At 63.1% G+C, this 15009-nt stretch carries 10 protein-coding genes; 4 read left to right on the top strand and 6 right to left on the bottom strand.

From position 1 onward, the window contains the following. Positions 1–10: 10 nt before the first annotated feature. From N5A93_RS00260 to yajC, 3 genes are read right to left on the bottom strand one after another with little or no spacing between them, the layout of a single operon-like run. Positions 11–763: a sulfite exporter TauE/SafE family protein gene (locus N5A93_RS00260; protein ID WP_268953057.1), complete on the bottom strand. Its 753-nt coding sequence runs from the start codon at positions 761–763 to the stop codon at positions 11–13. Further along, entirely contained in the window at positions 756–3389 is a 2634-nt protein-coding gene (secD, locus tag N5A93_RS00255; RefSeq protein ID WP_268953056.1) for a protein translocase subunit SecD, read from the bottom strand. The genes N5A93_RS00260 and secD overlap by 8 nt, the downstream gene beginning before the upstream one ends. Before the next feature lie 40 nt (positions 3390–3429). Continuing rightward, positions 3430–3711, bottom strand: a complete 282-nt coding sequence (gene yajC / locus N5A93_RS00250; protein WP_268953055.1) for a preprotein translocase subunit YajC — start codon at positions 3709–3711, stop codon at positions 3430–3432. Between the two features lie 206 nt (positions 3712–3917). Here yajC and serS point away from each other — a divergent pair, with 206 nt between their 5' ends. Then, complete coding sequence (serS, locus tag N5A93_RS00245; RefSeq protein WP_268953054.1) at positions 3918–5210, top strand: serine--tRNA ligase; 1293 nt, start codon at positions 3918–3920, stop codon at positions 5208–5210. A 237-nt stretch (positions 5211–5447) separates the two neighbouring features. Next, on the top strand, positions 5448–6173 hold the full coding sequence (locus tag N5A93_RS00240) for a TspO-related membrane protein (RefSeq protein WP_268953053.1): 726 nt from the start codon (positions 5448–5450) through the stop codon (positions 6171–6173). Positions 6174–6207: 34 nt separating this feature from the next. Here N5A93_RS00240 and der read toward each other — a convergent pair whose 3' ends face one another. From der to N5A93_RS00225, 3 genes are all read right to left on the bottom strand, one after another. Further along, a complete protein-coding gene (gene der, locus N5A93_RS00235) occupies positions 6208–7692 on the bottom strand; it encodes a ribosome biogenesis GTPase Der (protein WP_268953052.1) in 1485 nt (494 codons plus the stop codon). A 49-nt stretch (positions 7693–7741) separates the two neighbouring features. After that, positions 7742–9067: a PQQ-like beta-propeller repeat protein gene (locus N5A93_RS00230; protein ID WP_268953051.1), complete on the bottom strand. Its 1326-nt coding sequence runs from the start codon at positions 9065–9067 to the stop codon at positions 7742–7744. A 64-nt stretch (positions 9068–9131) separates the two neighbouring features. Then, complete coding sequence (locus N5A93_RS00225) at positions 9132–9797, bottom strand: tetratricopeptide repeat protein (RefSeq protein WP_268953050.1); 666 nt, start codon at positions 9795–9797, stop codon at positions 9132–9134. A gap of 196 nt (positions 9798–9993) precedes the next feature. Between N5A93_RS00225 and N5A93_RS00220 the strand changes: the two genes are divergently transcribed. Both N5A93_RS00220 and N5A93_RS00215 read left to right on the top strand, forming a co-directional pair. Beyond that, complete coding sequence (locus tag N5A93_RS00220) at positions 9994–11226, top strand: efflux RND transporter periplasmic adaptor subunit (RefSeq protein ID WP_268953049.1); 1233 nt, start codon at positions 9994–9996, stop codon at positions 11224–11226. Further along, the gene (locus tag N5A93_RS00215) at positions 11223–15002 is read left to right on the top strand and encodes an efflux RND transporter permease subunit (protein WP_268953048.1); all 3780 of its coding nucleotides are present in this window, start codon (positions 11223–11225) and stop codon (positions 15000–15002) included. The genes N5A93_RS00220 and N5A93_RS00215 overlap by 4 nt, the downstream gene beginning before the upstream one ends. The last annotated feature ends 7 nt before the right edge of the window (positions 15003–15009 follow it).

Genomic DNA, 15009 nt, shown 5'->3' with positions numbered 1-15009 from the left:
GGTCGGTCTCCTATTCCCAGATCGGCAATCCGCTGATGACCGCCAGCGCGATGACCGAATAGGCAACCCATCGGTACGTGCGCTCGTGTCGCGGGTCAAACAGAGCCTGACCGATCAGTGTGGTGATGAAATAGGGCGCCGCCAGCGCCAGCGCCAGGATGACCGTGCTCCATGCCACGGCCCCGCGCAGCAAAAGGTTGGCCACGATCACCACGTCAAGCGCACCGAGGAACAGGATCGTGTTGGCGCGCACCGATTGCACCGCCGCCTGCCCGGCAAGATAAAACAGGATTACCGCAGGCCCGGTCAACCCGGTCAGCCCTCCCAGAACACCGGCCACGCCGCCGATGCCAACCAGTCCGCGCCGCGAGACCTGCCCCGAAAAGCGCCAGCCCGTGACAAGCGCCAGCAGCGTCAGCCCGGCCACCACGGCGACGATCCAGCGCACGATATGCGCATCCATCCGCGCCATAAGCCAGAGGCCAAGCGGAACGGTCAAGAGTGCCGCGAAGGCCAGAAGACCGACCTCACGCCGGTCGGCCTGACCCCACGCACGCGGGATCAACGCACCTGAACTGGCGAGGCCGGTCAGCATCATAACAGCGACGATCACCGCGGGCGGCAGGAAGATACCTGCAATGGGAACGAATATCAGCGCTGTGCCGAAGCCGGTGAAACCGCGCACAATCCCCGCCGCCCCAATGGCGAGCATCAACCAGATCAGTCCGGGAGTCGCAACAAGCTGGATCAGTGCTTCAGGCATCCACGTTGGCGAACTGATTGCCTTGGTTCGCATCAGGCTTGGACCAATCGCGCGTGACCCCGAGCCACAGAAGAATCGTGCTGGCGACGAAAATCGAAGAATAGGTGCCGATGATGACGCCCCAGATCATCGCGAAGACGAAACCCCGGATAACGTCACCGCCCAGAATGTAGAGCGCACCAAGTGCCAGAAGCGTGGTGACGGAGGTCATCACGGTTCGGCTCAGCGTCTCGTTGATCGAGATGTTCAAAACCTCTGACAGCGGCTTCTTCTTGTATTTTCGAAGGTTCTCGCGGACCCGGTCAAAGACCACGACCGTATCATTCAGCGAATAGCCCACGATCGTCAGAAGCGCCGCGATGATCGCGAGATCAAACTGTATCTGCAACTCCGAGAAGATACCGATCGTCAGCACCACGTCATGTACAAGCGCCACGACCGCGCCAAGTGCGAACTGCCACTCGAACCGCAGCCAGATATAGATCAGCACCGCTCCGATGGCCAACGCAACCGCGATGATGGCCGTCTGGATCAGCTCTCCCGATACCTTGGGTCCTACACTTTCGACCGAGGTAAAGGTCAGGTCGGGCACCGCCTGCTGCAATGCCGCTTCGACACCTTCGACAATTTCGGCGGGAACGCTTTCGGTATCGTCCTGCGCCTGAATGCGGATCATGGCGACGTTCTCGTCTTCACCGAAGGTGGGATCAAACACTTCGGTGATCGTCACGTCACCCAGTTGCATCGGCTGGATCGCGTCGCGATATGCGCCGACATCCACCGGCTGCGCGGATTCAGTGCGGATCGTGGTGCCACCGCGGAAGTCGATGCCGTAATTCAGCCCCTGCAACAGGAAAGAGCCAAACGCGACCACTATCAGCACTGCCGAAATACCCAGCGACAGGCGCCAGCGACGGAAGAAATCCCACTTGGTGTCCCGAGGCACCAGCCGCAGCGACCGCCCCTGAAGCACGGTCTTTGGGCGCTTGCGCTCAAACCACATGATAACGATCAGGCGGGTCACGAAAATCGCCGTGAAGACCGACGTGATGATCCCCAGCCCCAGCGTGATTGCGAAACCACGCACGGGTCCGGACCCCATCGTGTAAAGGATCAGCGCAGTAATGAAGGTCGTGATATTAGCGTCGGTGATCGCACTCAGCGCCTTTTCATAGCCCAGTTCGATGGCGCGCGCCGGTCCCTTGGCGGTCTTCATCTCTTCGCGGATACGCTCGAAAACCAGCACGTTGGCATCTACCGCCATGCCGATGGTCAGCACGATGCCCGCAATACCCGGCAGGGTCAGCGTCGCCCCGATCAGGCTCAGCAGACCGAAGATCAGCCCGACATTTATGATCAGTGCGATATTGGCGAACAGCCCGAAGGTTCCATAGCTCATCGCCATGAACATCAACACCAGGATGAATGCGACCACGCATGCGATTTTGCCCGCCTCGATACTGTCGGCGCCAAGTTCCGGGCCGATGGTCCGTTCTTCGAGGAAATCTAGCCCCGCAGGCAAGGCACCGGCTCGCAGAAGTACCGCCAACTGGGTGCTTTCCTCGACGGTGAAATTGCCGGTGATGATCCCCGATCCGCCGGGGATATGGCTCTGGATCACGGGTGCGCTGATCACCTCGTTGTCCAGCACAATCGCGAAGGGGCTGCCTATATTGGCAGCGGTGTAGTTGCCGAATTTGCGCGCCCCGGTCGGGTCAAAGCGGAATGATACCGCCGGGCGCCCGTTCTGATCGAAATCCGGCTGCGCATCGACCAGTTCGTCGCCGGTGACAACCGGCGCGCGCTCGAGGATGTAGTAGGTTTCCTCCTGGTCCATGGAAGGCAGGATTTCATTGCCCGCGCCCGGTGCGTCCTCCGCGTTCTGCGTGCGCCCGACCACGGGCTGAAAGGTCAGCTGCGCCGTGGTGCCTATGATCTCCTTGAGTTCGGCGGCACTGCCGACGCCGGGCACCTGGATTAAGATCCGGTCCGAGCCCTGGCGCTGGATCGTCGGCTCGCGTGTGCCGACCTCATCGATGCGGCGGCGGATGATCTCCAGTGCCTGACGCACGGTGCGATCGTCGGTCGCACGCTGCTCGGCGGCACTGAGGCGGATGACGATCTCGTCGCCCTCGGTGGTGACCTCGATATCCGATGTCCCCGTCCCGCTCAGGCTGCTGACCGGCCTCGCCAGCCCGCGCACCAAGCTTGCCGCATGTTCGACCTCATCCGGCTTTTCGATCAGGCGCACACGCAGTTCGGCGCTATCGGTTGGTTGCAGCCGGATCGGGCCGACACGGTCGCGTTCTTCGCGCAGCAGGTCGCGCACTTCGGGCCACATGCTTTCAATGCGGGACTGGTAGACGTCCTCGACCTGCACTTCGGCCAGCAAATGCGCGCCGCCGCGCAGATCGAGCCCCAGGTTGACCAGGCTCGAGGGCATCCAGCTTGGCCAACGAGCCACCTGTTCCTCAAGCTCCTGGCCAGAGGCGCCGATCTCGAGCGCCTTCACCGCGTCGTTATGGCTCTCCACTCTCGGATAAAAGGCATTCGGCAGTGCCAGCAACAGACCTAAGGCGACAACAGCCCAGATAACGATGCGTTTCCACAGGTCGATTTGCAGCATTGTCGCGCCTTTTCAAGGGTTTGGGTAGGTAATGCCGGGCTCAGCCCTCGGCGGGTTCGGTCTTGCTCAGGACCTGTGCGATGGTCGATTTGACGACCCGGACGCGCACCCCGTCCGACAGGTCCACTTCGACCTCGTCGCCATCCTTGACCTTGGCCACCTTGCCGATCAGCCCGCCTTGCGTGACCACCTGGTCGCCGCGGCGCAGGGCTTCGACCATGGCCTTGTGCTCTTTAAGCTTTTTCTGCTGCGGACGGATCAGCAGGAAGTACATGATCGCAAAGATCAGAATGAGGGGAATGAACTGTCCAAGGGCTTCCATCGGGTGTGTTTCCTCTGTCTTGAGCGGCCCGCAGGCCCTTTTCTCTGAATTGCGCCGGAACCTATGGCCCGCGCCCGACATTTGCAAGTCGCGAAAGGTGCCCTGTCGTCGCCTCATGCACCAGCGGTCAAAACGCCGCCCTACACCCCGCGCGGATTCTGTTGCATAAGGCATGCGACGACTCATTCAGGCCAAGGACAAGACCCATGCACGATATCCGCGCGATCCGTGAAAACCCCGGAGCCTTCGACACCGCCATGGCACGGCGCGGGATGGAAAACGCCTCGGTCCCGATCCTCGAACTGGACGAGGCACGCCGCGCGCGCATCCATGCCGCCGAAACCGCACAGGCCGAACAGAACCAGGCGTCCAAACTGGTGGGCGCTGCCAAGGCCAAGGGTGACGAGGCCGAATTCGAGCGTCTGCGCGCGCTTGTGGGCGACAAGAAGGCCGAGGTCGCCAACATGCAGGCCGAGGCCAAGGAGCTTGACCGCAACCTGACCGCGCTTCTTGCCAGCCTGCCAAACCTGCCGATGGATGACGTGCCCGATGGTGCCGACGAGGAAGACAATGTCGAAATCAAGCGCTGGGGCAACCCGGCCGGCCTCGATTTCCAACCCGTCGAGCATTTCGAAATCGCGGGCGTAAAGCCTGGCATGGATTTCGAGTCGGCCGCGAAGCTGAGCGGTTCGCGCTTCGTGGTGCTGCAAGGCGCGGTCGCGCGAATTCACCGTGCGCTGGCGCAGTTCATGATCGACACGCATGTGGAGGAAAACGGCCTTCTGGAAACCTGGACGCCGGTTCTGGTACGTGACGACATGATGTATGGCACCGGTCAGCTGCCGAAATTCGGCGAAGACAGCTACCAGACCACGAATGGCTGGTGGCTGGTGCCCACTGCCGAGGTGCCGCTGACCAATCTCGTTAATGGCGACACGATCGATGAGTCCACCCTGCCGCGGCGCTACGCGGCTCATACGCAATGCTTCCGCTCCGAGGCGGGCAGTGCCGGCAAGGATACCGCAGGTATGTTGCGCCAGCACCAGTTCGAAAAGGTCGAAATGGTGTCGATCACCCATCCCGATCAATCGCGCGCAGAACTCGACCGGATGACCGGCTGTGCCGAAGGCATCCTCGAAAAGCTCGACCTGCCTTACCGCACCATCGTGCTTTGCACCGGAGACATGGGCTTTGGCGCGCAGCGCACCCATGATATCGAAGTCTGGCTGCCGGGTCAGAACACCTATCGCGAGATCAGTTCGGTTTCGGTCTGCGGCGACTTTCAGGCGCGGCGCATGAATGCGCGCTTCAAACCCGCCGATGGCGGCAAGCCGCAATTCGTCCACACGCTCAACGGCTCGGGCCTTGCCGTTGGCCGCTGCCTGATCGCAGTTCTGGAGAACGGCCAGCAGGCCGACGGCTCGGTCATGCTCCCCGACGCGCTGCACCCCTATCTGCGCGGCAAGACGGTGCTGCAAGCCGATGGCACACTGACCTGACACGCCCAGCCTTCTTCTGTTTGAAAATATCCTCGGGGGGGGACGTTGAAAATCCATGATTTTCAACGTGGGGGGCAGACAGCCCCCCATCCCGGCCCGCTGCTATCCCGTTCCAACGTGGTCGCCTCTGTGCGGCCTTCGCACGTGGGCGCCGAGCGCCACACAGTCCAGATCGTCCGTACCGCTGCTCCGGGCGAAGGTCTTGAACCCTCGGCGATCGGCCCCAGATCCACATGCATGAACCGCATGAAAGCCATCCTGACCCTGACCGCCACCCTGGCCTTTGTCCTGTCCCCGTTTGCAAATGACGGATTCAACGGCTTTGCACCCGACCAGTTTCCGATACCGCAGAATGATCCGCCTGCTCAGCCTGCTGGCTATGCCTTCGGGATCTGGGGCCTGATCTATATCTGGCTGCTCGCGGGGACGGGTTTCGGGCTCTTGAAACGCGCCGAGGCGCCGGGATGGGACCGCGCGCGCTGGCCGCTCTTCATCAGCCTTGCAGTGGGTGCTGCGTGGATACCGGTGGCGCAGATCTCGCCAATCTGGGCGACCGTGCTGATCTGGGTGATGCTGGGTTCAGCTCTGATCGCGCTGTTGAAGGCGGGGCGTGACGACAGGATTTGGCTGCGCACGCCGATTGCGCTTTACGCCGGCTGGCTGACGGCGGCGGCGTGCGTGGCGCTGGCGCTGGTGCTGGCCGGGCACGGGATCCTGGGCGAACAGGTGGCGGCCCTGTTGAGCATCGGGCTGGCGCTGGCCTTGGGAATGGCCGTTCAGATCCTGCGCGCCGATACGCCCGAATACGCGCTTGCGGTGATCTGGGCGCTGACCGGCATCATCATCGCCAATCTCTCGCCGCCCAATATCGCGGTGCTTTCGCTTTGCGGTGCGGGAATTGCGGCGCTGACCTTGACCTTGCGCAGCGCGCGCGAACCCGCCGACAACCGCTCGGCACCCTGATCCGAGCCACGCCCGCGCGCAGGTGCGGATCATTTCATTTCGGCGGGTTGTTCTTGCCGTGGATATGCTTGCGCAGCCGCGACGGCGTGGACTTTTTCTTGCTCTTGTAAGGGTTCTTGTCGGACTGCGAGCGCATATGCAGTCGGATCGGCGTGCCGGGCATGTCGAAATCCTCGCGCAGGCCATTGACAAGGTAGCGCGAATAGCTCTCGGGCAGCTTGTCGGGATGCGAGCACATCACCACGAAATGCGGCGGGCGCGTCTTGGCCTGGGTCATGTAGCGCAGCTTGATGCGGCGTCCGCCAGGCGCGGGCGGCGGGTGCGCCTCGACCATCCCGGCCAGCCAGCGATTGAGCTGCGCCGTGGGGACCCGGCGGTTCCACATCTCATAGGCCTTCTCGACCGCCACGCGCAGACGGTCCAGCCCCTTGCCCGTCTTCGCTGAAACCGTCACCAGCGGGGCACCGCGCAACTGCGGCAAAAGCCGCTCGAAGGATTCGCGAAGGTCGCGCAGCTTTTGCTGCTTTTCAGATTCGATATCCCATTTGTTCACCGCGACCACCACCGCGCGGCCCTCGCGCTCGGCCAGATCGGCGATGCGCAAATCCTGGCTTTCGAACGGTATGGCGGCATCCAGCAGAACCACCACCACTTCCGAGAACTTGACCGCGCGCAGCCCGTCGGAAACCGACAGCTTCTCGACCTTGTCCTGCACGCGCGACTTCTTGCGCATACCGGCAGTGTCAAAGACCCGCACCGGCAGCCCGTCCCAATCGACCTGAAGCGAGATCGCATCGCGGGTGATTCCGGCCTCCGGGCCGGTCAACAGGCGATCCTCGCCCAGGATCGTGTTGATCAGCGTCGACTTGCCCGCGTTGGGGCGCCCGACCACGGCCATCTGCAAAGGGCGCTCGGGCGTCGGGGTGCGCGAAACAATTGCATTGCCCTCGCCCTCGGCATCCTCGCCGTCCTCATCCAGAACGACCTCGGTCTCGGGCGCCTCCTGACGGGCGCGTGCCTCATATGCGTCGGCCAGCGGCATTAGCTGCGAATAAAGCTCGTTGAGCCCCTCGCCATGCTCCGCGGACAGGCGCACAGGCTCGCCAAGGCCAAGCCCGTAAGATTCATATACTCCCGCATCGGCGGCCGAACCTTCGGCCTTGTTGGCGCCCAGGATCACGTGGTCGGCGCGTTTGCGCAGGATGTCGGCAAAGACCTCGTCGGTCGGCGTTACGCCCGCGCGGGCGTCGATCAGGAACAGGCACACATCGGCCATGTCAACCGCCCGTTCTGTCAGCTTGCGCATCCGGCCCTGCAAAGACTCGTCCGTGGCCTCTTCGAGACCGGCAGTATCGATCACGGTAAAGCGCAGATCACCCAGCCGCGCGATACCCTCGCGCAGATCACGCGTTACGCCCGGCTGGTCATCGACCAGCGCCAAGCGCTTGCCTACAAGGCGATTGAACAGCGTGGACTTGCCCACATTGGGCCGCCCCACGATGGCTAGGGTGAAACTCATGTCTCGGGCTCCGGGTCGGATCAAGCCGCCCTGATACAGTATCGCGGGCCTAACGGAAAGCGTGCAATTGACCGTTCGCCGACACCACGTAAAGCGTGCCGCCAGCCACAACCGGGTTGGTCGTCGCGCCGCCCGGAAGCTCGGCGGTACGCCGCAGCTCGCCCGAGACCGGATCGTAGAACCGCAGGAAGCCGTCGCTCGATGCCACAATCAGTTGGCCACCGGCAATGACCGGCCCGTGATGGGCGAAAATCTCGGATTGGCGGCGCGGCCTGGTCTTGGTGAAGAACGGCATCTTGACCGCCCAGACCCGCGCCCCGTCCTCGGCCTGAAGGCGGATCAGTTCATTGCGGTCCGACACCATGAAAATCGAATCGCCTGCGGGCCAGACCCGGTTGAGCGGCCCCTGATCCGCAGTCCAGAGACGATCGCCATTGGCCAGCCCAAGCGCGACCATGCGGCCTGAATGGCTGCCGACAAAGACACGCTCGTTCCAGACCACGGGATCGCCCGTGATGTCACCGACGCGTGCATGGGCGTAACCCCGACGCTGCCCCGCGATCTGCGAGTCCCAAAGCCGCAACCCACCCTGACGGAAGGCGCCCTGCACTTCTCCCGAACCAAAGGCGAAGATCGCGTATTTGCTTGTCACCGCGGGAGCCGGACCACCCATTACATTGTGGATGTCGGGTGTCGCCGACAATTGCCAGCGAATGCGGCCATTATCAGTGTCCAGTGCCCAGGCGAGCTCGTCTCCCGCCACAAGATAGACCAGGTCGCCCGATACCGTGGGGCTGCCCGATCCAGTGGCGCGCAGGTTCTGCTGCCAGATTTCGGCCCCGGTTTCCGGGTCCAGTGCAGTCATCAGGCCAAAGCCAGAGGACACAAACAGTTTGCCCGCGCCATAGGCCAGGCCGCCGCCGGTGGCGTCGGTCGCCGACTCGCCCGGCGGCACGAGGCTGCGCGTCCAAAGCACCTCGCCGCCGGTCGAAACCGCGCTGACCTTGGCACTTGCATCAAGCGTGAAAATACGTCCGTCCGCAACGACGGGATCGGCGGTGATGCGCACCTTGCGCCCGTCGCCCGACCCGATCGAGGTGGACCAGATTCGTTCGGGCGCGTCCGAAAGCGCCGGGTGCGCCACGCGCGTCTCGGGGCTGCTGATCGCCTGGGTCCAGGATGCGTTGACCTGCGCCGCCGGAAGCGTCAATGGCTGGCTTCGGTTTTCCTGCGCGACTGCATCGGGCATCGCGTCGCTGTCATCTGAGACCTCGCGGATCATCTCACGGTCGCCCTGAAGGATTGCCTCCTCTTTGGAACAGGCGGAGACGGCCAGGATGGCAGCAAGACCCAGAAAAATCCCGTTTCGTTTCAAAGCCGAAGCCCCCTCACTTGTCCCACGCCGTGCAGGCCGTTCAGACCTGCCGACGACGCTTTCGCTATTCGGCCTGGCCGCTGCCAGGCAGTTCGCCGCCCAAGGCTACAATCACTTGTGACGCCCTTCGACGCAAGCCCGGCGTCGCCTGTGCATCGGCAGCAACCGCTTGCAGCCGCTTTAGAGCGCCTTGGGTATCGCCGGTTTCGACATCAATCAGGGCCAGTTGTTCTTCGGCAAGTAGCCGTGCCAGCCCTTCGCTGAGCGCCAGCCCCTCCAGCCGGGAGCGGCGTTCTTCGGCAGAAAGCCCCGATCCGGGCATCGCCACTGCCTTGAGAATGGCGATCTGGCGATAAACGGGTTCGACCCCGTCGCTGTCTGCCAGCACCAGCAAACGGCTCGCGGCTTCCTGAGGCGTGGCTTCCATGGACTCGGCGGCAGCCAGCAGATCACGGATCGCGGCGGCGCCCGGATTCGGGGCCTCGACCGAAGACAGCGCAGCGGCGCTCGCGTCGCTTGCGCCAGACCCGAGGCCAGCCATCAGCGCATCGCCGAAACTCTGTGCGGTTTCACGCGCCTGCGCCTTGCGCCATTCGTTCCATGCGGTTCCCCCGACGATCAGCAACACCACCAACACCGCGATCCAGCCATAGCGCCGCATCAGCGCGAACAGGCGGTCGCGGCGGACCTCTTCGGTGACCTCATCGATGAAACTGTCTGTGTCGCTCACGCCCGGATCCTCTTGCGTTTGAGGCCCCTCTTAGCGCGTCCACCCGGCCCTGCCAAGGGGCGCGAACCGAGCGTCTTGCAGCAGCTAGCCTAAAGGTTTAATCTGAACAGCATAGTTCAGAGTAGGCTGATCGGATGAACCCGGTTCGATCCGACTTTTTTCTGCGCGGCCACTGGCTGCCGAGAAGGGACCAAAGATGCGACTTTTCCCGATTTTGGCCGCTATTCTGGTCACCGGGCTGATCTACGTCTTCGTTTTCGAGCGTGATCGCCTGACCGGCGACCCTTCCGATTCCGAACAACCCCAAGCGGCACAGGACAATGTCCCGACTGTAGGGGATGGCGATGATTCCGCGACGGTGATCGGAGTGATCGCGGTAAGGTCGACCGCGCGCACCATCGACAGTGCGGTGATCCTGCGCGGCCAGACCGAGGCCTATCGAGAGGTCGATCTGCGTGCGGAGACCTCGGGGCAGGTCATTTCGGAGCCACTGCGCAAGGGCAATTTCGTCGATGAAGGCCAAGTCCTTTGCAAACTTGACCCCGGCACCCGCGAAGCCGCACTGACCGAAGCGAAGTCGCGCCTAACTGCCGCGCGCGCCAGCGTTCCCGAGGCGCGTGCCCGCGTCGAAGAGGCGCGTTCACGTCTGGAGGAGGCGCAGATTAATGAAAATGCCGCCGCGCGGCTGTCCGAAGACGGGTTCGCATCACAAACCCGGCTGGCCTCGACGCGCGCGACCCTGCGCTCGGCAGAGGCGGCTGTGGAAACGGCGCGCAGTGGCCTTGAGGGGGCCAATGCCCAGATCGAAGCGGCGCAGGCCGCCGTCGCCTCGGCCCAGAAGGAAATCGAACGCCTGACAATGACCGCGCCCTTCGCCGGCCTCCTTGAAAGCGACACCGCCGAACTCGGGAGCCTGCTGCAACCCGGTGCGCTGTGCGCGACGGTCATACAACTGGATCCGGTGATCCTGGTCGGATTCGTGCCGGAGACCGAAGTCGACCGCATCAAACTCGGCGCGCCCGCTCAGGCCGAACTTGCCTCGGGCGGAACGGTGAGCGGAAAGGTCACTTTCCTGTCGCGCCAGGCGGATCAGGCCACGCGCACCTTCCGCGTGGAGATTCGCGCCGCCAACCCGGATCTGTCGCTGCGCGACGGGCAGACGGTCGAGATCGTCATCTCCGCCGATGGTACGCCAGCGCACTTGCTGCCCCAATCGGCGCTCACGCTGAACGATGAAGGCACTCTTGGCGTGCGCCTCGTCACCAAGGACAACGAAGCCGCCTTCACAGCGGTCAATCTGATGCGCGACACCACCAGCGGGGTCTGGCTGACCGGCCTGCCCGATCAGGCGGATGTCATCGTGATCGGTCAGGAATACGTGAATGACGGGGTCAAGGTGAACCCGAGCTTCAGGGAGTTGGGCCAGTGACCGGCATTGTCGACTGGGCCGCCGCAAGGGCACGTATGGTCGTCGCCTTCATCGTGCTCTCCATCATGGCGGGCACGCTGGCCTATGTTGGCCTGCCCAAGGAGGGCGAGCCCGATATCGAGATTCCCGCGCTTTTCGTCTCGGTCCCCTTCCCCGGCATTTCGGCCGAGGACAGCGAGAAACTCCTGGTCAAGGTCATGGAGACCGAACTGAGCGATCTCGACGGGCTCAAGACGATGAGCAGCACAGCGGCGGAGAACTATGCCGGCGTAGCGCTGGAATTCGAGTTCGGCTGGGACAAGTCCAAGATCATGGCCGATGTGCGCGATTCGATGAATGCGGCCGAGGCCAAGTTCCCGGAAGGCGCAGAGAAATATTCGATCAACGAAATCAACTTCAGCGAATTCCCGATCATCATCGTCAATCTCAGCGGCGACGTGCCCGAACGCACGATGGCGCGGCTGGCCAAGGATCTTCAGGACCGCCTGGAAGGTCTGGAGCCGGTGCTCGAGGCGGGGATTGCAGGTAACCGCGACGAGATGGTCGAGGTCGTCATCGACCCCTTGCGACTCGAAGCCTATAACGTCACCGCGAACGAGTTGATCAACGTGGTGCGCAACAACAACCTGCTGATCGCCGCCGGCGAGATCGAAACCGAATCCGGGGCATTCTCGGTCAAGATTCCGTCCTCGTTCGAAGATACGCGCGACATCTACCGGCTCCCGGTCAAGATGAACGGCGACCGCGTCGTCACGCTGGGTGACCTGGCCGGGATCAACCTGACCTTCGAGGATCGCCTGGGAACGGCGCGGTTCAATGGCGAAAAGACCCTGGCCTTGCAGGTGGTCAAACGCAAGGGCTTCAATATAATCGACACCGCGAACCTGGTGCGAGAGACGGTCGACAAGGCCAGCGCGGAATGGCCCGAAGAATTGCACTCGGCGGTGAATGTCGGCACATCAAACGACCAGTCTCGCACGGTTGAATCCATGGTCAAGCAACTGGAAGGCTCGGTGCTGACCGCCATCGCGCTGGTGATGATCGTCACACTTGCCGCACTTGGGCTGCGACCAGCGCTTCTGGTCGGGTTCGCTATTCCTACCTCGTTCCTTCTGTGCTTCGCGATCCTTGCGGTGATGGGCGTCACCATCTCGAATATCGTGATGTTCGGACTCATTCTTTCGGTGGGGATGCTGGTGGATGGCGCCATCGTGGTGGTCGAATACGCCGACAAGCGCATCAGCGAGGGCGAAGGACCCATGCATGCCTATGTCGCCTCGGCCAAGCGCATGTTCTGGCCGGTGGTCAGCTCCACCGCGACGACGCTCTGTGCGTTCCTGCCGATGCTGTTCTGGCCCGGCGTTCCCGGCGAATTCATGGGAATGCTGCCTGTCACGCTGATCTTCGTGCTCTCTGCCTCGCTCTTGGTGGCACTGGTTTACCTGCCGGTGATGGGGGGCGTGACCGGGCGGATGGAGCGCTGGTTCAACACGCGACTCGATCAGATTGCGGGCGGATACTGGCTCTGGCATGCGCTGCTTTTCCCGGCCGCGATCGGGGCAGTCGTACTGGCGGGCTGGCTGATGCCGGTAATTCTGAACGTCGTCACGGCGACCTTCAACGCCATGGACTCATCCCGTATCTTCGGCTCGGTCGTGCCGGTTCTGGGCTTGGTGTTCGCGCTCTTGGTGGGGGCGATCGCATTGCTGGCGGCGGGGGTGTCGGGTGTGGTCGCGACCCTTCTGGGCCTGATGGCGGTCATCCGCCGTATTCGCAACGCTGCCGGGAGTTTTGGTCGCCGCGTGTTCCCGCTTCACGAGAAGCGCGTCGATGCCGGCTATCAGCGCTCGCCATTTGGGCGGGTGATCCATTTCATTGCCGGCAATCCGGTGATGCCTCTGGTCGCTTTCGGCATGGTTTTCGTGCTGGTGGGCACGGTTCTGATTTTCTACATGAACAACAACCGCGGCACCGAATTCTTCGTCGAGTCCGAGCCCGAACAGGCAATCGTCTATGTGCGCGCACGCGGCAACCTGTCGATCCAGCAGAAAGACCGCCTCGTGGCCGAGGCCGAGCGCCTCGTCCAGCAACATCCCGGGGTCGAGACCGTCTTCGCGTTTGCTGGCGAAGGCGGGCTGACCAACAATACCGGCGGCGCCGAGGCACCGCTGGACACGATCGGGCAGGTGCAGCTGGAAACCATCCCTTGGGAAGACCGCCCGCAATCGCGCGAAACCTGGTTCACCATTCCGGTTCTGGGCTACGAGGTGACGCGTGCCGTGAGTGCCGAGGCCTATGATGGCGACACGATCATCAACGAACTGACCGCCGAACTGGAACAAATCCCCGGCATCAAGATCGAGATCCTCGCGCAGGCCCGTGGCCCGGCCTCGGCCAAGCCGGTGCATCTGCGACTCAAGGGCGACAACTGGGAAGCCCTGCAAGAGGCAACCAGGCTCGCACGACGGGAATTCGACAACACGACCGGCCTCCGCCAAGTCGAAGATTCGCTGCCCCTGCCAGGCATCGACTGGCAGATCGACGTGGATGTCGAAAAAGCGGGCCGTTTCGGCGCCGATGTGGCGACCGTGGGCGCGATGGTTCAACTCGTGACGCGCGGCATCCTGCTCGACACGATGCGCGTCCCCTCTTCGGACGAGGAAATCGACATCCGCGTGCGCCTGCCCGAGAAAGATCGCGTACTCAGCACCCTCGACTCGCTCAAGGTGCGCACCTCGGACGGGCTTGTGCCGCTATCTAATTTCATCACCCGCAAGCCGGTTCAGAAGCTCGCCCAGATCGACCGCGTCGACCAGACCCGGTATTTCGACATCAAGGCGGCAGTCGCGCCAGGACTGACCCGATCCGCGACGCAGAGTGGCGAGGGTGAGGTGCCGATCAACGCCAACGAACGCATCGCCCACCTGACCGAATGGCTGGACAGTGGCGTCCTGCCTGAAGGAATCAGCTATGAATGGACCGGTGATCAGGAGGATCAGGCCGAATCCGGCGCCTTCCTGCAAAAGGCTTTCGCCGGGGCGCTCGGGCTGATGTTCATCATCCTGCTGGCCCAGTTCAACAGCATCTACAACGCGGTTCTCGTGTTGCTGGCGGTGGTGTTGTCCACGACCGGCGTGCTGATCGGGATGCTGGTGATGAACCAGCCCTTCTCGATCATCATGACAGGCACGGGTATCGTTGCGCTGGCCGGGATCGTGGTGAACAACAATATCGTGCTGATCGACCAGTATCAGGAATACAGTCGCTACATGCCCCGGATAGAGGCGATCACCCGCACCGCCGAGGCGCGCATCCGCCCGGTCCTGCTGACCACCATCACCACGATGGCGGGGCTTGCGCCAATGGTGATCGGACTCAGCCTCGATTTCGTGAATGGCGGCTACTCGTTCAACTCGCCCACTGCGCTCTGGTGGAAACAGCTGGCCACGGCGGTGGTGTTCGGGCTTGGCATCGCGACGGTGCTGACGCTGGTCTTCACCCCGTCGATGCTGGCGCTCAGGATTTGGGCCAGCACCTATGTCGGCTGGGGCGCGCGGGCGCTGGCGGCGATGTCGATGGGCCGCGCCAGCCGTGCGGCGCGCGACTGGTCGCTGAATTCCGCCGCGCGCCGGGTGCGCGCGCCCGAACTGCTCTGGCCCGAGGAACGCCCTGGCGATTACGTCGACGAAGACGCCGAACGGCCCGGTGCCGACGACATCAAGCGCGTGCTCGGCCCGCGCGATTCCGATGGCAAGCCACTGCGTGCCGCCGAATAGCGCCTGA

The sequence above is a fragment of the Roseovarius salincola genome (genome assembly GCF_026891095.1).
Lineage (GTDB): Bacteria > Pseudomonadota > Alphaproteobacteria > Rhodobacterales > Rhodobacteraceae > Roseovarius > Roseovarius salincola.
Note: the sequence above shows the minus strand (reverse complement) of the source record. Positions and strands in the feature narration are given on the sequence as shown.

Coding starts and splice junctions, on each gene's coding strand:
- N5A93_RS00260 (WP_268953057.1), bottom strand. CDS start 763: ATGCCTGAAGCACTGATCCAGCTTGTTGCGACTCCCGGACTGATCTGG.
- secD (WP_268953056.1), bottom strand. CDS start 3,389: ATGCTGCAAATCGACCTGTGGAAACGCATCGTTATCTGGGCTGTTGTC.
- yajC (WP_268953055.1), bottom strand. CDS start 3,711: ATGGAAGCCCTTGGACAGTTCATTCCCCTCATTCTGATCTTTGCGATC.
- serS (WP_268953054.1), top strand. CDS start 3,918: ATGCACGATATCCGCGCGATCCGTGAAAACCCCGGAGCCTTCGACACC.
- N5A93_RS00240 (WP_268953053.1), top strand. CDS start 5,448: ATGAACCGCATGAAAGCCATCCTGACCCTGACCGCCACCCTGGCCTTT.
- der (WP_268953052.1), bottom strand. CDS start 7,692: ATGAGTTTCACCCTAGCCATCGTGGGGCGGCCCAATGTGGGCAAGTCC.
- N5A93_RS00220 (WP_268953049.1), top strand. CDS start 9,994: ATGCGACTTTTCCCGATTTTGGCCGCTATTCTGGTCACCGGGCTGATC.